This window comes from Embleya sp. L77 (assembly GCF_055557415.1).
The window spans coordinates 4,185,696-4,202,304 of the sequence record NZ_CM145709.1 but is presented as its reverse complement, the minus strand read 5'-3'; the positions used below and the strand labels follow the sequence as shown (position 1 = coordinate 4,202,304).

The window sequence follows — 16,609 nt, the reverse complement described above, 5'->3', positions numbered from 1 at the left end:
CGCTCTACTCGCCGGTCGCCTGCGGCGGCAGCGCGGCGATGAGCGGGTGGTCCTTGGCGATCAGGCCCATCTTCGAGGCGCCACCCGGGGAGCCGAGGTCGTCGAAGAACTCCACATTCGCCTTGTAGTAGTCCTTCCACTGCTCCGGGGTGTCGTCCTCGTAGAAGATTGCCTCGACCGGGCAGACGGGCTCGCAGGCTCCACAGTCGACGCACTCGTCGGGGTGGATGTACAGCGCACGCTCACCCTCGTAGATGCAGTCGACGGGGCACTCCTCGATGCATGCCTTGTCCTTCAGGTCGACGCAGGGCTGCGCGATGACGTAGGTCACGTCGGGTTCCTCCTCATGCGGGCGGTACAGGGTGCGCGGGAGCGCGGCAACGTCGGTGCCCGCAACTAGTATCGCGGTGGGCCGGGGCCTACTCCTAGCAGGTGGCCCTTACCTGTGGGCCGGGAACATGTCAGCAGACGTGGGCGGACGAGGTCAGCACGGATCGGGGAAGCCGGACAGGTGAAGAGGATCACACCACGGGATGTGGGCAGACGCGTGTCGGTGCGCCGCGAGCTGCCGCCCGAGGACTCCGGAGCGACCTTTACGGACGTCGTGGGCGACCTCGTGGACTGGCGCGACGGTGTGCTGACAATCACCCGCAAGGACGGCAGTATCGCCCGAGTGGCCGAAGCGAGCATCGTGGCCGCCAAGGTGGTCCCGCCGCCCGTGCAACGGCTCACCCCGGCCCGATTGCAGGATGTGGCCAGCCGATCCTGGCCCGCGCCGGAGGTCGCCACGTTCGGCGAGTGGCTGTTGCGCGCGGCCGAGGGCTTCACTCGGCGGGCCAACTCGGTGCTGGTTCTGGGCGAGCCCGGCGTCCCGTTCCCGGAGGCACTCGATCGAGTGAACCGCTGGTACGAGAAGCGCCGGTTGCCGACCCTGTTCCAGGTCGCGCACGACGACCCGTTCGACCGCTTCCTCGACACGGCCGGGTGGCTCAGCGAGGGCAACGCCCTGATGCGCACCGGGCGGCTGGTGCGCGCGGCGGACGTGCTGCACGACGTGGACGCGAGCGCGGTCCGGGTGCAGGACACCCTCACCGACGCGTGGCTCTCCCTCTACCACCACGTCGCGGGCCGCCCGGGCGGCGGCGCCGAACGACACGTGCTCCAGGGCCCGCCGGGCACCCTGTTCGCGACCGTATGCGATCCGGGCTCGGGCGCACCGATCGCGATCGGGCGCGTGTGCGTGCTCGGTCGGTATGCGGGCTTCGCCGCCCTGGAGGTCGACCCGGCCCATCGTCGGCAGGGTCACGCCCGGGCGATCGTCCGGGCGCTGACCGATCGGGCGCTGGCGAACGGCGCGGTCACCGGGTGGCTCCAGGTGGAAGCGGACAACCGGCCGGCCCGCGAGCTCTACGACGCGCTCGGCTTCACCGACCACCACGGCTACCACTACCGCCGAGCACCGGTCACGGGCCCGTGAGCGTTCCCGGGAATCCGCGCGACCGGTTCGCCTCGGTGGTCCGGGCGGACGAGGTGGATCTGGCCGAGGCCGCTCTGCTGATGGGCGTCGAGGTCGATCCGGCCTTCGACCCGGCCACCGGCATCGCCGAGCTGGACCGGCTCGCGGCGGCCGTGCGGGCCGAGGCGGGGTCCGGGTACGACCCGGGGCGGGCCGCCGCGGCGCTCGCGCTCGTGCTCGGCGGCCGGGCCCGCTTCTTCGGACAGCAGTCGGACTACGCCGACCTGCGCTCGTCGCTGCTGCACGAGGTGCTGCGCCGCCGGCGCGGGTTGCCGATCCTGCTGTCGGTGGTGTGGATCGAGGTGGGCCGACGGGCCGGGCTGCCGGTGTACGGCGTCGCGTTGCCGGGACATTTCGTGGTCGGGATCGGCGATCCGGACGGCGCGTTCGAGCTGGCCGACCCGTTCCACGGCGGGGTGCCGCTGTCGGTGTCGCGGGCCCGCCGTCTGGCCGCGGAGGCGGGCGGGCAGGCCGGCGATCCGGCGCTCCTGCAGCCGGCCCGGCCGACCGCGATCCTGCTCCGGGTGCTCAACAACATCCGCGCGTGGGCCGCCCAGCCCGAACGCGGCATCGAGGGCGCCTGGACCCGGCTGTGGGCGGTCGAGCTGTCCCTGCTGCTGCCGCGCCATCCGGCGGCGCTGCGCCACGAGCGCGGTTCGCTGCTCGCCAGGACCGGCCAGTTCGTGGCCGGGGCCCGGCAACTGGAGGAGTACGCCGAACTGGTCGAGCGGATCGACCCGAAGGTCGCCGAGGGTGTGCTGGCCGAGGCCAAGGCGGCCCGGGCCCGGCTGAACTGAGCGCCGGCCGGCGAGGCCGTGCCGCGGTGGGCGACCGCCCTCCCGAGCGCCGAGGCTCAGCCGCCGAGGATGCGCAGGAACGCGTCGGCATCCTGGGCGATCCCGCTGCACGTGGGCTCGGCGCCCGCATCGGCGCCGCCGCCGGTCGGGCACGGCCGGTCCCGCGCGGCGGACCACCAGGCCACCCGGCCCAGGTGCACCGTCCGGGCGAACTCGGCGAACCTGCGCGCGTCGTCGAGGGTGAACACCTCGCCTGCGACGTCGTTGCGGCCGATCATCACCGTCACGGACACCCGCCGCCAGGCCTGCTCCTCGGACAGGTGCGGCCACACCTCGCGGATCTGGCCCTGCACGGCATGCGCGGCGTCGCTCGCGAACTGGCCCATCCGGCCCTGCGGTCGCGGGGCCACCGCCGCACCGTAGTTGAGCGCCTTGACGTTGACGTAGGAGACCTCGACCCGCTGCGCGACCGCGTCCCGCAGCAGCGCCTTGGCCTCGTCGCCCAAGCCCTGGAGCGGGTCCACCGGCAGCGAGTACCCGATGTCCACGACCCCGCCGGCCGCTCGGGCGCCCTCCTGGAGCAGGTGCAGCGCCGCGTTGCGCCGCTGGACCACGTCGGGACGCACCAGTGAGCGGCCCTCGATGTCCAGGTCCATGCCGGTCGCCCCGGTCGCGGTCAGGACCTGCCGGTAGACGGTCGCCAGTTCCTCGGGCGTGCCGCACGACGCGGCCAGGTCGGTGCCGCCCGCGCCGCCGAAGGCGACCCGGATCGTCCCGCCGGCATCGCGCAGCGCGGCGATCCGACCGGTGGTCACCGGGTCGTCGAGTCGGGTCACCCCGCCCCACATCGGCCGACACCCACCGCCGTCCACGACGTAGGCCAGCGTGCGCTCGCGCACCGTGCCGGGCGCGCCGGCCCGGATGGGGTCGAACGGACCGGCGAGCGTCATGTCCAGGTACGGCGCGATGTGTTCGATCGGGCCCGGGCGCGGCGCGGTGCCGCCAGCTCCGCTCGGGCTCGGGGGCGGCGACGTGGTCGTGGGGGCGGCGGCCCGGCCGGTGCCGGTGGCGACGGGCGTGCCGGTGTGCTGGTCGGCGCCGTCGGCCGGGTCGGTCCGCGGGATCGGCCCGGCCGTGGCCGAGCGGTCGCCGGACGCGGTCGGGGCGGGCACGTTGCACGGCTTGTCGTTGATCGTGCAGGCCATCGGGCCGTCGGAGCGGACCGGTTCGCTCGCGGTCGGCACCCCGGCGCCCTCCCGGCGCACCTCGAAGCCGACCACGATGCTCTCGCCCGGGCGCAGCGCCTTGTTCCAATTCTCGTTGCGCACCGTGTACTTGCCCTCGGCCGGTTCCAGCCGGCCGTTCCACACGTTCGCGATCCGGGTGCCCGCCGGCAGGTCGAAGCGCAGCGTCCAGCCCTTGACCGTGTCCGAGCCGAGGTTGCGCAGCACGTACTGGCCGCTGTACCCGGTGGGCCACGAACCGGTGCGGACGTAGTCGGCGCTGAGCACGTGGTCGTGCCCGGGCGAGTCCCCGGACAGGGCCACGACCAACGCGGCGGGCAACGCGGCGAGCGCGGCACTGGCGGCGGCCCAGCGGATCCGCTCCCGGCGGGGACGACCGGCGCCCGGCTCGGGACCGCTTGCCCGGTGCGACCCCATGCCCATTTCCTCCGACATCCTCTCCGGCGGCACTCGGGCCGCCGGGCAGGAGGACTCTACCGGCCTTCGGGCCCGGGTCCCATCGACCCGGTCCGGGCGATCGACGCAAAAGATCCTTCGTCTCGGACCCGGAGATACGGGTATCGAACTCCGGCTACGAGCCGTGAATTCCCGGGCATCGCGCGGCACTCCCCCGGACTCGGCACGAGCGCCGCGCCCGACCGCGCCCCGTCCCGGGCACGGCCTGATCCGGGTCGGGATCGTACCCCGCGCGGCCCGGTGCGAGCCGCCACGCACAACCGGTGGTTCCGCCGCTCACAACCAGCCGTTCTCGTGCGCGATGCGCACCGCGTCCGCCCGGTTGCGGGCGTGCGTCTTGCCGATGCACGAGGACAGGTGGTTGCGCACGGTGCCCTCGGACAGGTGCAGCCGGGAGGCGATCTCGGACACCGTCGAGCCGTCGGCCGCCGCGCGCAACACGTCGCGCTCGCGCTCGGTCAGCGGATCGGCGCCCACCGAGAGCGCGGTCGCCGCGAGCGTGGGATCGATCACCCGCTCCCCGCGCAACACCCGGCGGACCGCGTCGGCCAGCTGCGCCGCGGGCGCGTCCTTGACCAGGAACGCGTCCGCGCCCAGCTCCATCGCCCGGCGCAGATAGCCGGGTCGGCCGAACGTGGTCAGCATGACGATCCGGCACCCGGGTACGGCCCGGCGCAACTCGGCGGCGGCCGCGAGGCCGTCCTGACCGGGCATCTCGATGTCCAACAGCGCCACGTCGGCGTCGCTGGTGCGAACCGCGTCGAGCACCTCGTCCCCGCGTGCGACCTGGGCGACGACGCGAATGTCCTCCTCCAGGCCGAGCAACGCGGCCAGCGCCTCACGCACCATGGCCTGGTCCTCGGCGAGCAGCACATTGATCACGGGCCGAACGTTAGCGGTTCACCTCGTGGGCGATCCGCCCCACGTCGTCCGTACCGGGAAGCACCGGTACCGAAGCGGTCAATCGGAACCCGCGCCCCGCGTCGGGAACACCCACCCGAATGTCGCCGTCGGCCAACGCGAACCGCTCGCGCAGCCCGGTCAGCCCGTTCCCCTCGCACCGCGCCGCACCGCGCCCGTCGTCCGCGACGTCCAGGCTCCACACCGCCCCCGTGCCCAGCGTGACCGTGCAGCGCCGCGCGCCGCTGTGCCGCACCGTGTTGGTGACCGCCTCGCGCAGCGCCCACGCGAGCACCGCCTCCGCCTCCGGATCCGGGCACACCGGCCACTGTTCGGGCACCACGGCCAGTTCGATCCCCACCGCCTTGGCGGCGATCCGGGCGCCCGCCAATTCGACCGCGAAGGTCGGCCGCCGGTAGCCGCCGACCGCCTCGCGCACGTCCACGAGCGCCTGCCGGCTGACCCGCTCGATGTCCGCGACCTGTTCCGCCGCCCGCTCGACGTGCCCGGGCAGGAACCGGCCGGCGAGTTCGCTCTTGAGCGTGATCAGCGACAACGAGTGGCCGAGCACGTCGTGCAGGTCGCGGGCCATCCGCAGGCGCTCCTCGTTCGCGGAGAGCTGGGCCACGATCTCCCGGGCCTCGCGCAACTCGACCAGCGTCTCCAGGAGTCGGCGCATCCCGATCATCAGCCCGCCGGTGAGCACCGTGACGAACGCGAGCACCAGGATGTCGTCCCCGGCCGCGTCCAGCAGCGTGCCCAGGGCCAGCCCGGTCAGCACGCAGCCCAGGATCGCCCACATCGACTGCGGGAAGCGCAGCCCGGCCCCCAGCGACACCGACACGTAGACCATCAGGCCCAGCCACGCGTCGTCGAAGGCCAGGATCAGCCCGACCGAGGTCGCCCACAACACCAGGCAGGTCAGCTCCAGGATGCGATCGGTGTCCAGCACCCGGCGCACGGCGGTCTCCGCCCGCCCGAACAGACCGAACCAGCCGATCCCGCCGAACACCAGCGAGACGTAGCAGACCACCACCACCAGCAGCCCGAACGAACCCAGCGCCAACCGGATCGGGCCGTAGCCCCCGGTCGCCAGGTCGTGCACGATCGGGGTGAGGAAGAACAGCCACAACAACGACCACGACATCCGGATCGCCCGCCCTCGCGCGCTGTCCTGCCGCGTCGGGTCCGACCACTTCATGCCGTGTGCTCCTCCGTGCGAGAGATCCCGTGCCGAGCGATCCGGACTCAGGCCGCGACCTTTTGCTCGTCGCGACGGTAGCGCCACGCCGCCAACGCGGTGAACGCGACCAGATACAGCGCCAGGACCGCGATGTCCGACACCCGGGGATACCGGCCGCCCAGCACCTCCCAGCCGAGTTGGCCGAGCCGGTACGTGGGCATCACGTGCCCGATGTCCTGGAGGAGTTGCGGGAACCCGGTCAACGGGACCCACATCCCGCCGAGCACCGCCATGCCCAGATAGACCAGCATGAACACCGGCTGGGCGGAGTCGGGCGCGACCAGGTAGCCCAGCCCGATCCCCAGCACCGCGAACACGAACGAGCCGAACCACAGCGCGATCACGAGCACGCCCCACTGCCACGGGTCCAGCCGGACCCCGCGCAGGAAGCCGGTGAACAGCACCAGCACGATCGCGGGCAGGCCGACCACCGCCGCCGAGACGAGCTTGGAGATCACGTACTGCCGCCCGGTCAGCGTGGTCAGCCGCAGCTGGCGGGTCCAGCCGCTCTGCCGCTCCGCCGCGATCCGCTGCACACCCGCGCTGAGCGTCGCGCCGACCGCGCCGAACGAGGCCATCGACACCATGATGTAGGCGGCGACGTCGGTGCCCTCGACATCACCCGACTGGCTGCCGAAGATCAGGTACATCGCGACCGGGTAGGCGAGCGTGAAGATCAGGTACCGGCGGTTGCGCAGCATCCGCAGGATCTCCAGCCTCAACAGGGTCCTCATGACGCGATCTCCATGCCTTCCGCCTCGTCCGCCTGCTGGGTGATCGCCAGGAACGCCTGCTCCAGGCCGAGTCCGGCCACCTCCAGGCCGCGCGGCCGAAGGCCGGCGGCGTAGATCGCGGCGACCGTCTCGTCGGCGTCGTCGCTGCGCATGCGCACCGTGTTGCCGCCGAGTTCGAGCTGCACCACGCCGGGCAGCGCGCGCAGGGTGGGCTCGTACCGCTCGACCGTCTCGGCCAGGTCGAAGGCGATCCGGCGCAGTCCCGCGCGGGCCTTGATCTGCGCCGCGCTCGCGTCGGCGAGCAGTTTGCCGCGGTGCAGCACGAGCACCCGGTCGGCGACGTTGTCCGCCTCTTCCAGGTAGTGCGTCGCGAACAGCACGGTGCGGCCCAGCTCGGCCTGCTCGCGCATGCTCCCCCAGAACCGCTGCCGGCTGTCCACGTCCATGCCGGTGGTGGGCTCGTCCAGCACGATCAGGTCCACCTCGCCCGCGATGGCGACCGCGAAGCGCACCCGTTGGGCCTGACCGCCGGAGAGCTTGGCGACGTTCTTGCCGACCAGTTCCTCGATCCCGGCCCGGCGCAGCACCTCCGCCTGCGGCAACGGGCGCGGGTGCAGGTCCCGGGCCAGCTCGACCATCTCGCCGACGGTCACGTCCGGCATCAGGCCGCCGCTCTGCAACATCGCGCCGACCCGGCCCAACCGGATCGCGTCGCGCGGGTCGCCGCCGAACAGCGCGACGGTGCCCTCGGTGGGCCGGCTCAGGCCCAGCAGCAGGTCCAGCGTGGTGGACTTGCCGGCGCCGTTGGGGCCCAGGAGTGCCACCGTCTCGCCCTGGTGCAGTTCCAGATCGAGACCGTCCACGGCGCGCAGGTCGCCGAAGCTCTTGCGCACACCGCTGAGCGCGACGGCCGGCGCGGTCGTCTGTTTTCCAGCCGTGATCGTCATGGATCAACAGTGGCGGCGGGCGCCGACCCGGCGAAGTGGGAAACCTCCTGATCGCGCCATGACAGATGTCATGGGCGCCTACCGTGGGCGCATGGTGCGACTGACCGACTCCCAGACCGGCAAGTCCGAGCCCGTGACCAGCTCGATCGGCAGACGGGTGCGCGTCGCGTATCCGAGCCGCTCGTTGCGCGCGGCGATCCTCGCCGACACCTTCCGCCGCGTCGCCGGCCGGCACCGGCTGACCGTGACGATCCATCAGCTGCCGTACCGCGCCCAGGTGGCGGACGCGGCGGGCTACGGGCGGTACAACATGCCGGTGCCCACCGCCGGGCAGCCGGACGGCGCGATCGACCTGTACATCGGCGAGAGCGGCGATCAGGGCCCGAGGGCCCGGGTGCACGTGCTGCATCCGGCGGCGTTGATCGAGGCGGCGCCGCGCCGCCCGGTCCCGCATCCCGAGGACCCGCTCGCGCTGCGCCTGCTCCTGCTCTCGCTGGCCGCGGACGAGCCGCTGCGCGCGGACCCGAAGGGCTATCTCGGGGCCGCCGAGGCCGAGCGCACCCTCGCCGAGCTGCGCGCCCGGACGGCGCAGTGCGCCGAGTCCCCGTCCCGGGCCCTGCCGAGCGAGGCGGTGGAGCCGATCCACGCCGCGCTCGACGACGACCTGGACACCCGCACCGCGCTTCGGCTGGTGCTCGAACTGGCCCGCGACCAGGGGCTGGCGCCCGGCGCCCGGTTCGAGGCGCTGGCCCACCTGGACCGCTTCCTGGCCCTGGACCTGTCCCGCGACGTGGGCCGCCCCACCGACTGACCGGGCCAGGCCCCGAACGCACGACGCCGGACGGGCGTGGCGCCCGTCCGGCGTCGAGAGGATGCGTGGCGCTAGTCGTCCGAGGCGCGCGCCGGCATCCCGCCCGGCGGTGGTGAGTCCGCCGTGCGTCCCTGGCCCTCGCCCTCCGCGCCGCCGGTGCGATCACAGGTGATCTTGTCCGCCGGGTCGTACTTGGTGTGGAACTTCTCCCGCGCGGTTTCCTTGCCGCCCTGGATGAACACCCGCGTCACGTCGATCTTGAACCCGTCGGAGGCGGCCTGCTCCACGCAGCCGGCCGACTTGTCCACCACCGACTTGGGCTTGACCACGTCGTACTTGCTGCCCGGCTCGGCCTTGATGTCGTCGAACCGGCGCGTGCCGAGCAGGGTCACGGTCACCGTGGAATCCGTGTACGTGGACTCCAGGTAGACGTTCTTCCCGGAGTCGTTCTGGAACTTCAGGTCCAACGAGGGCCAGGCCACGGTGGCCTCGCGACCGGCCGGGTAGCGATCGATCCAGAAGCTGTGCGGACGGTGCATGACGTCCTTGAGCCCGGCGAAGAACACCGCGTTGAAGGTCGTCGTGGCCACCTGCGACACACCACCGCCGAAGTCGGTCTGGAAGCGCCCGTTGTTGATGATCGTGCCCTTGGCGAAGCCGTTCTCCGCGGTGCGCTCGCCGACCGTCTTGTTCAGACTCCAGGTGTCGCCGGGCTTGATCACCGAGCCGGTGATCAGGTCGGCGGCCCGGTGGATGTTGGTCAACCGGTATGGGGCGAACGGGTAGTTCGTCGTGTACGTCGACATCACCTCGGTGATGCCGAGCTTGTTCGCCGCCTCGGTGGTCAGTTCCGGCTCGATCGGGCCGAGGTTGACCTTCGCGGTGCGGGCCGTCCCGGTCTTGGCCAGCACCGTCAGCAGCGCGTCGGCCGCGGTCGCACCGGAGACGCCCTTGCCCGCCACGGACGGTACGACCGACACCTTGGCGCCGGCCGCCAATTTGCCCTCGACCTTGAACGTCGCGTTCTTCGGCTTGTCGCCGACCGAGGAGAAGGTCTGGCCCAGTTCGTCCTGCAGGCCGTTCGCGTCGATCTTGGGCTGGAGCCTGCCGTTGCCGTCCGGAACCATCGTGAGGTACTTCGCGAGCACGGCCGGAGTCAGCTTGATGCTCTTGGTGCCTGCCGTCAGGGTGACCGGTCCGGACATCGCGGGCACCGCGAACTCGCGCATCGCGCGGTCCACTTCGGCCTGGGTGACCTTCGGATCGGCGGTCTTGGTGGGCAGTTCGACCGGAGCGTCGCCGCGCAGGAAGGCGGCCTGGACCAGCTTGACCGCGGCGGCGGTGTCCAACACCTTGCCCTTGGTCGGCGCGACCGCGGTCGCCTGACCACCCGCGAACGTGATGCCACCGTCCAGCTGCGCGCCACCGGCCTCGGCGGCGAGCGCCTCCAGCTGAGCCCCCAGCTTGACCGGGTCCACGACCGTACGCGGCGCCGTCTCCCGGGTCTTGCCGAACATGGCCGGCACCGAGGTGAGCGGGTTCATCCCGCCCTTCGATGCCTCGCTGACCGTCGCACGCGCGTCGAGCAGCAGTCCGGCCACGGCCGGGTCGAGCTGGAGCTGCTTGCCCGCCAGGGTCAGTCGGATCGGCTTGGTGGTGCGGTCGCCGAGCTTTTGTTCGAGCGTACGAACCGCCTCGTCTCGGGACTGGCCGCCGATGTTGACGCCGAGCACGGAGGTGCCGCGCGGCACCCCGCCGCCGGCATAGGCCAGCGAGGCGCCGTACACCCCGCCCAGCACGGCGAGCCCGGCCGCACACGCGATCAGCGCCTTCGGCTTGCGCCGCCGCGGTCGGGCGGGCGCCGGTCGCGGATCGTCGGCGCCGTCCCCGGTGTCGTCGGGGTGCGCCGCACCGGTGTCCGCCGCGTGCGCGTCGGTCGTGCCGTACTGCGGGAACCCGTGGTCGGCGGCGTCCTGCTCCTGCCGCGCCTGGTACTCGTACGGCCCGTCCGCCTCGCCGTCGCGGGTCCAGCGCGGTGGGTCCTGCGAGGGCAGCGGTGCCTGGCCGCGCAGCACCACCGGCGGGATCGGCCGCGACCCGGGGATCTTGATGCTGACCCGGGTCGTCATGGTCTGGTCGCCCGACTCGGCATCCGATTCGGCGTCCGACTCCACAGCCGGCGGAGCCGGCGCCGCATTGGCCTCGGGCGTGCCGAAACCGGCGATCAGCCGGCGCCGACCCACCCGGGTCGGCAGCGCGCCGCTCTCCGGGGGCGCCTCGCCCGGCGCCGCGTCGGTCGGTCCGGTCGGGTGGGCGAACGGCTCGGACCCGGGCGGCGGGCCGTAGCCGGCGTCGTCCAGGCCCGCACCGGGCACACCCGCGCCGCGCTCGCCCGCGTGAGCGGCGGGCGCGCCGGAGTGCGGTTGCCCCTGCGGCGGTTTCCGGTGGAGCGGCGGCTGCCCGGACTGCCCCGGTACGAACGCCGGCGGCGGCGCGTCCGAGAACGGCACCGGACCGGGCGCGCCCGTACCGTCGGCCGTCAGACTCCTGGCTCCCGAGGCGCCGGGAACGCGCTGCGGCAGTCCGTTGGGCCCCAGCGGCGGGGCCTCCTGCCGAGGCGGTTCCGCGACGGGCGGCACATCGTCGTCCGCGCTGGGCCACGACGAGCCACCCGGCGGCCCCGCGACGGGCGCGGGCCGGGGCGGTTCGTCGTCGAACCACGACGCGAACTCGTCGTCGTCCCCGAACGGATCGGGGGATGGATGCGGAGACGACGCGGGCGCGGCGGATCGCTCACGGGCAGCGGGCGCAGCCGGCGACGGGCGGCCGACCCGTCCGAAGAACGGATGCGGATCACCGCCGAGATCGTCGCGGCGCGGCTGCGCGCCCGGGTCGTCGGGCGTGGGGGGCTGGTCGTTACTCACGAAGAACGAGCTCTCCGACAGCTGAAGGTTGCGTGGCGGCGCACGGCCGCCCCCGCCCGGGGTCGGACGGTATCCAGGAAAGTGCGACGGCGGTGCGTTGACACACGCCGTGTGCGGGTCGTGACACCGCCTCCGAGGGTTTTGCTGCTCCCCATCGAAAGCGAGTGGACGAACTCGGCCACCGAGGTTGCCCGGTACGACGGGCTAGAGGAGTCGGCCGCGACGGCCCCATGGACAGGGCATGACACGCACCGCACCTCGGCAACCACAATACTGCGCTCCTGCCACACCGTTACCCCGCACCGTCGCCTGCCTCGAAGCACGCGCCGTCGGCAAGCATGGCGGGGCAAGGAACTCACCTCGTATGCGTCTTCACCGATTCACCCGAAAGAAGGACGGGTTCGATGCCGCCCCAGGGGTAAGTGGCTGCGGCCACACCGAAGATCGTGCCACCGAGCAGGTAGATGTAGGACAGGACCCCGCTGACGAAGATCCAGTCGCCCTCGGGCTTGGTCCAGCTCGCCAACCACAGCGCGGTCAGCATCCAGCCGGCGACCGGTACCGCGGCGCCCGCCTTCGTCTTGAGCAGCGAACCGCCCGCGACGAACAGGCCGCCGCTGCCCGCGAGCGCGACGATCAGCCCGGCGGGTGGGTAGGCCGCCTGGGTGAACGCCCCGATGAAGGCGATCACCACGCCGAGCAGGAACAGCACGACGTATGCCGCGATGCGGCCGGCTTTCTCTGGCACGAGGGCTACCTTACGGGCGCAGTCCGGCGAACAGGTCGTCCTCGCGGCCGTCCGGGCCGGTGGGCCCGAGTTCGCCGCGGACCAGTCGATAGTGCTCGACCGACATGATGCTCTGGCCGATGTTGTTGGACAGCGCGAAGAAGCCCTCCTCCACCGAGACCTGGGTGGGATAGGCCCGCAGCGCATCGAACTTCGCGCCGACGTGGTCGCCCGCGTCCACGGCGGTGGTGACCTGGTCGTCGTCCACCGCGAACGGCAACTCGTCCACCTCGACCACGGTGAACGGCACGTCCTGGCCGGCCTCGATCATCCGCTCGATGCCGGCCTTGAGGATCGACCGGGGCATCACGTTGTAGTAGATCTTCGCGATCGTCCAGGACTCGCCCTCGCCCTCGGCGAAGGTCGGATCGGCGGCCAACTCGGCGGCGCGCAGCGCCACCCGGTGGGCCTGGATGTGGTCCGGGTGGCCGTAGCCGCCGCGCTCGTCGTAGGTGGCCAGCACCTGCGGGCGTACCTCGCGGATCACCGGCACCAGGTGCGTCGCGGCCTCGTCGACGTCGGCCTGCCAGAAGCAGTCGGGCCGGTCGTTGCTCGGCACGCCCATCATCCCGGAGTCGCGGTAACGGCCCGGGCCGCCCAGAAAGCGCTGGTCGGAGATGCCGAGCGCCTTCATCGAGTCGGCGATCTCGGTCATCCGATGCGGACCGAGCGCATCCTCGCGGTCGGCCGCCAGGTGGGCCAGCTCGGGCACCAGGATCTCGCCCTCCTCACCGAGCGTGCAGGTGACGAGCGTGACGTGCACACCCTCGGCCGCGTAGCGCGCCATCGACGCGCCGTTGTTGATCACTTCGTCGTCCGGGTGGGCGTGGACGAGCAACAGGCGCAGCGGGCTCTCGGCAGTGCGTTCGGTCATGCTCGACAGCCTACGCAGCCGAGCCGGGTGCCCGGCGGGCCGGGCCCACGGCCGCGGGCTCAGCCGGTCGGCCGCGCGTGCACGGCCACCACATAGTCGCCGCCGTCAATCCAGGGCTCGCGCGCCCAGCCGGCGTACCGGGTGCGGCGGGTCAGGCCGGCCGCCGCGCACGCGGCCTCGTACCGATCGACGTCGATGGTGGCCCCGACCCCGTCGGGACCGCCGGTGAGGCTGAACCCGGCGACCAGGATCCCGCCCGGCCGCAACATCGTGGCCAGCGTGCGCACGACCTCGGCCTCGCTGCCCGGGGTCAGGAAGATCATCACGTTGCCGGCGGCCACCACCAGGTCGAAGCTGCCGCGCCCGCCGAGCGGCAGCGGGTCCAGGTCGGCGAGGTCGTCGAGCACCCAGGTCAGTCCGGGCGCCGCCGCCTCGGCCTCGGCCAGCATCGAGGCGTCCAGGTCGACGCCGACCACCTCGTGGCCCTGCCGGGCCAGCTCGATCGCCACCCGACCCGTCCCGCACCCCGCGTCCAGCACGCGCGCGGGCTCGGCCAGCAGCGCGTCACAGAACCGCGCCTCGCCGTGCATGTCCCGCCCTTCGGCGGCGAGCCTGCGAAACCGCTCGGCGTACTCGGGCCCGCGGGTGCCACCGGTATTGGCCAGCCATCGATTGGTCATGGCAGACGAGCCTACAAAGCCCGACCCACCACCCGGCCCGGCGAGCCCGCGATCGCACCCGGATCCCGTTCACCGCGACGGCGGTGCATCAGCCCGGAAGCGACCCCCCGGACCCGCGTCGACGGCACCCGCTCGGAAACGAATCCCGGTCAGAAATGGATGCCGTTCACCACTCCCGCGAAGCTCATCCCCGCGTCTCGGATCGAGGGGGCCATCGAGGTCGTCGACAGATAGAAGCCGAGCAGCGTGCAGACGATCGCGTGGACGGGCCTGAGCGCGGACTTTCGGACGAAGAAGACGACGGTGACACCGAGCAGCAGCACGGCGGAAACGGACACCACCACAGTCACGCACCTCCTGTGCGCAGGGGGCTCGCGGCTTGCTCGGGGAAGCCGGCCGGCGGACCCAAAGGGACATGTCTACACACAGACTGTAAGCCGGCGATCACGAACAGCGTTCACTCGTTCAGCGGGCGCGAGGTGGTGTTCGTACGGACGTCCGCACTCTCCCTCGGTCTCCTCTTCCCTCGACGTCACCGCCCCGTACGCTGAGGCGCATGAGCTCGGAGATCACATTTCCCCGGCAATACGCCCGCACGCAGCGCTTCACCCAAGGCGCTCCGCGCAGCTTCGGCATCGCCGACGGCCGGATCACTTTCCTGCGGTCCAAGGCCGCCGACGACCCCACCACGTGCCTGTGGACGCTCGATCCCGAGACCGGCGTCGAGCGCCTGGTGGCCGATCCCGCGGTGCTCCTCGGCGGCGCGGCCGAGGACCTCTCCGCCGAGGAGCGGGCCCGGCGCGAACGCAGTCGCGAGGGGGCGGCCGGCATCGTCGGCTACGCGCTCGACAGCGCCGGCGATCTGGCGGCTTTCACCCTTTCGGGCCGGCTGTTCGCCGTCTCCCTCGCCACCGGGGAGGCCCCGCGCGAGCTGACCGTGCCCGGCCCGGTGATCGATCCGCGTCCCTCCCCGACCGGCACGCACATCGCCTATGCGGCGGGCGGCGCCCTGCGCGTCGTGGCCGTCGACGGCTCCGGGGACACCGCGCTCGCCGAGCCCGACGGCGACGACGTCGTCTGGGGCCTGGCCGAGTTCATCGCCGCCGAGGAGATGTCCCGCTTCCGGGGCTACTGGTGGGCCCCCGACGGCTCCGCGCTGATCGTCGCGCGGGTGGACGACGCGCCGGTAAACCGCTGGTGGATCAGCGACCCGGCCAACCCGGCCGGTGCGCCGACCCGGGTCGCCTATCCCGCGGCCGGCACCCCCAACGCCGATGTCACCGCGTGGCTGATCGGCCTCGACGGCAGCCGTACCGAGCTGACCTGGGATCGCGCGGCATACCCCTACCTGGCGAGCGTGCACTGGTCGGCCGGCGGCGATCCGCTGCTGAGCGTGCAGCCGCGCGACCAGAAACGCCTGCTCACCCTCGCCGTCGACGTCGCCGCCGGGACCACCCGCGAGCTGCACGCCGAGACCGACGACGTGTGGATCGACCTGGTCCCGGGCGTGCCCGCGTGGACGCCGGACGGCCGGCTGGTCCGGCTGGCGGACGCCGACGGCGCACGCCGCGTGGTGGTCGCGGACAAGGAGCTGACCGACCGGCGTCTGTTCGTGCGCTCGATCCTGGACATCGCCGACGAGGACGTGCTGATCACCGCATCGGCCGGCACCGACGCGAGCGATCCCGAGATCGGCGAGATCCACGTGTACCGGGTCGCCGCCGACGGGGTCACCCGGGTGAGCACCGAGCCCGGCGTGCACAACGCGGTGCGCTCCGGCGACACCACGGTGCTGCTGTCCTCCTCGCTCGACCGCTTCGGCGCCCGGGTCACCGTGCACCGCGCGGGCGCCGAGCTCGCCGAGATCACCTCGCACGCGGCCACCCCCGTGCTCACCGCGCGGGTCGAGCTGCTCCGCGCCGGTGCCCGCGACATCCCGTGCGCGCTGCTGCTGCCGACCGGGTTCGACCCCGCCTCCGGCGAGCGGCTGCCGATCCTGCTGGACCCGTACGGCGGCCCGCACGGCCCGCGGGTGCTCGCCGCGCGCAACCCGCACCTGACCTCGCAGTGGTTCGCCGACCAGGGCTTCGCGGTGCTGGTCGCGGACGGCCGGGGCACTCCCGGCCACTCCCCCGAGTGGGAGAAGTCGGTCCACCTCGACCTCGGCCCGGTCACCCTCCAGGACCAGGTGGACGCCCTGGCGGCGGTCGCCGCCGAGCGGCCCTGGCTGGACACCACGCGGGTGGGCATCCGTGGCTGGTCCTACGGCGGCTACCTGGCGGCGCTGGCCGTGCTGCGCCGTCCGGACGTCTTCCACGCGGCGGTCGCCGGCGCGCCGGTCACCGACTGGGAGCTCTACGACACGCACTACACCGAGCGCTACCTCGGCCTGCCGGCCGAACAGCCGGACGCCTACCGGCGGAACTCGTTGGTCACCGCCGGCCGGGCGGGCGAGCAGCCGACGACCCGTCGGCCGCTGATGCTGGTGCACGGTCTCGCCGACGACAACGTGGTCGCCGCGCACACGTTGCGGCTGAGCAGCAGCCTGCTCGCGTCGGGCTACCCGCACGAGGTGCTGCCGCTGTCCGGCGTCACCCACATGACGCCGCAGGAGCAGGTCGCGGAGAACCTCCTGCTCCTTCAGGTCGACTTCCTGCGCCGCGCGCTGGCGCGTCCCGCGATCGACTGATCCCACC

Annotated in this window: 15 protein-coding genes; 4 read left to right on the top strand and 11 right to left on the bottom strand. The window is 72.7% G+C overall.

Translation table 11 applies throughout. The annotated features are described in order from the left end of the window. Nucleotides 1-4: 4 nt before the first annotated feature. The gene (gene fdxA, locus ACZOOI_RS18005; protein ID WP_020556628.1) at nt 5-331 is read right to left on the bottom strand and encodes a ferredoxin; all 327 of its coding nucleotides are present in this window, start codon (nt 329-331) and stop codon (nt 5-7) included. Nucleotides 332-535: 204 nt separating this feature from the next. On the opposite strand from fdxA, the gene ACZOOI_RS18000 reads away from it, so the two are divergent. Together ACZOOI_RS18000 and ACZOOI_RS17995 are read left to right on the top strand one after the other, a co-directional pair. Continuing rightward, nucleotides 536-1,477, top strand: a complete 942-nt coding sequence (locus tag ACZOOI_RS18000) for a GNAT family N-acetyltransferase (protein WP_465276834.1) — start codon at nt 536-538, stop codon at nt 1,475-1,477. Then, nucleotides 1,474-2,313, top strand: a complete 840-nt coding sequence (locus ACZOOI_RS17995) for a SirB1 family protein (protein WP_465276833.1) — start codon at nt 1,474-1,476, stop codon at nt 2,311-2,313. The genes ACZOOI_RS18000 and ACZOOI_RS17995 overlap by 4 nt, the downstream gene beginning before the upstream one ends. Nucleotides 2,314-2,369: 56 nt before the next feature. On the opposite strand, the gene ACZOOI_RS17990 is transcribed toward ACZOOI_RS17995, so the two are convergent. The 5 genes from ACZOOI_RS17990 to ACZOOI_RS17970 all read right to left on the bottom strand — a co-directional run bounded on the left by ACZOOI_RS17990 (nt 2,370) and on the right by ACZOOI_RS17970 (nt 7,837). Beyond that, nucleotides 2,370-3,974 (bottom strand): glycoside hydrolase family 18 protein, encoded by a 1,605-nt coding sequence (locus ACZOOI_RS17990; protein ID WP_465276832.1) that lies wholly within the window; start codon nt 3,972-3,974, stop codon nt 2,370-2,372. Nucleotides 3,975-4,289: 315 nt separating this feature from the next. Next, nucleotides 4,290-4,895 (bottom strand): response regulator transcription factor, encoded by a 606-nt coding sequence (locus ACZOOI_RS17985; protein ID WP_465276831.1) that lies wholly within the window; start codon nt 4,893-4,895, stop codon nt 4,290-4,292. Nucleotides 4,896-4,905: 10 nt separating this feature from the next. Next, nucleotides 4,906-6,114: a sensor histidine kinase gene (locus tag ACZOOI_RS17980; RefSeq protein ID WP_465276830.1), complete on the bottom strand. Its 1,209-nt coding sequence runs from the start codon at nt 6,112-6,114 to the stop codon at nt 4,906-4,908. 47 nt (nt 6,115-6,161) lie between these two features. Then, on the bottom strand, nt 6,162-6,890 hold the full coding sequence (locus ACZOOI_RS17975; RefSeq protein ID WP_465276829.1) for an ABC transporter permease: 729 nt from the start codon (nt 6,888-6,890) through the stop codon (nt 6,162-6,164). Continuing rightward, nucleotides 6,887-7,837, bottom strand: coding sequence for an ABC transporter ATP-binding protein (locus tag ACZOOI_RS17970; RefSeq protein ID WP_465276828.1), 951 nt, complete (start codon nt 7,835-7,837; stop codon nt 6,887-6,889). Before ACZOOI_RS17970 ends, ACZOOI_RS17975 begins: the two co-directional genes overlap by 4 nt. 91 nt (nt 7,838-7,928) lie before the next feature. On the opposite strand from ACZOOI_RS17970, the gene ACZOOI_RS17965 reads away from it, so the two are divergent. Beyond that, entirely contained in the window at nt 7,929-8,648 is a 720-nt protein-coding gene (locus ACZOOI_RS17965) for a hypothetical protein (RefSeq protein ID WP_465276827.1), read from the top strand. A 71-nt stretch (nt 8,649-8,719) separates the two neighbouring features. On the opposite strand, the gene ACZOOI_RS17960 is transcribed toward ACZOOI_RS17965, so the two are convergent. The 5 genes from ACZOOI_RS17960 to ACZOOI_RS17940 all read right to left on the bottom strand — a co-directional run bounded on the left by ACZOOI_RS17960 (nt 8,720) and on the right by ACZOOI_RS17940 (nt 14,263). Then, nucleotides 8,720-11,572, bottom strand: a complete 2,853-nt coding sequence (locus ACZOOI_RS17960) for a VanW family protein (protein WP_465276826.1) — start codon at nt 11,570-11,572, stop codon at nt 8,720-8,722. Between the two features lie 355 nt (nt 11,573-11,927). After that, the gene (locus ACZOOI_RS17955) at nt 11,928-12,320 is read right to left on the bottom strand and encodes a DUF6113 family protein (RefSeq protein ID WP_465276825.1); all 393 of its coding nucleotides are present in this window, start codon (nt 12,318-12,320) and stop codon (nt 11,928-11,930) included. 10 nt (nt 12,321-12,330) lie between these two features. Next, a complete protein-coding gene (gene mshB / locus ACZOOI_RS17950; protein WP_465276824.1) occupies nt 12,331-13,233 on the bottom strand; it encodes an N-acetyl-1-D-myo-inositol-2-amino-2-deoxy-alpha-D-glucopyranoside deacetylase in 903 nt (300 codons plus the stop codon). A 59-nt stretch (nt 13,234-13,292) separates the two neighbouring features. Next, nucleotides 13,293-13,913 (bottom strand): class I SAM-dependent methyltransferase, encoded by a 621-nt coding sequence (locus ACZOOI_RS17945; protein WP_391586760.1) that lies wholly within the window; start codon nt 13,911-13,913, stop codon nt 13,293-13,295. A gap of 149 nt (nt 13,914-14,062) precedes the next feature. Continuing rightward, entirely contained in the window at nt 14,063-14,263 is a 201-nt protein-coding gene (locus ACZOOI_RS17940; RefSeq protein ID WP_465276823.1) for a DUF2304 domain-containing protein, read from the bottom strand. A 206-nt stretch (nt 14,264-14,469) separates the two neighbouring features. On the opposite strand from ACZOOI_RS17940, the gene ACZOOI_RS17935 reads away from it, so the two are divergent. Continuing rightward, nucleotides 14,470-16,602 (top strand): prolyl oligopeptidase family serine peptidase, encoded by a 2,133-nt coding sequence (locus ACZOOI_RS17935; protein WP_465276822.1) that lies wholly within the window; start codon nt 14,470-14,472, stop codon nt 16,600-16,602. The last annotated feature ends 7 nt before the right edge of the window (nt 16,603-16,609 follow it).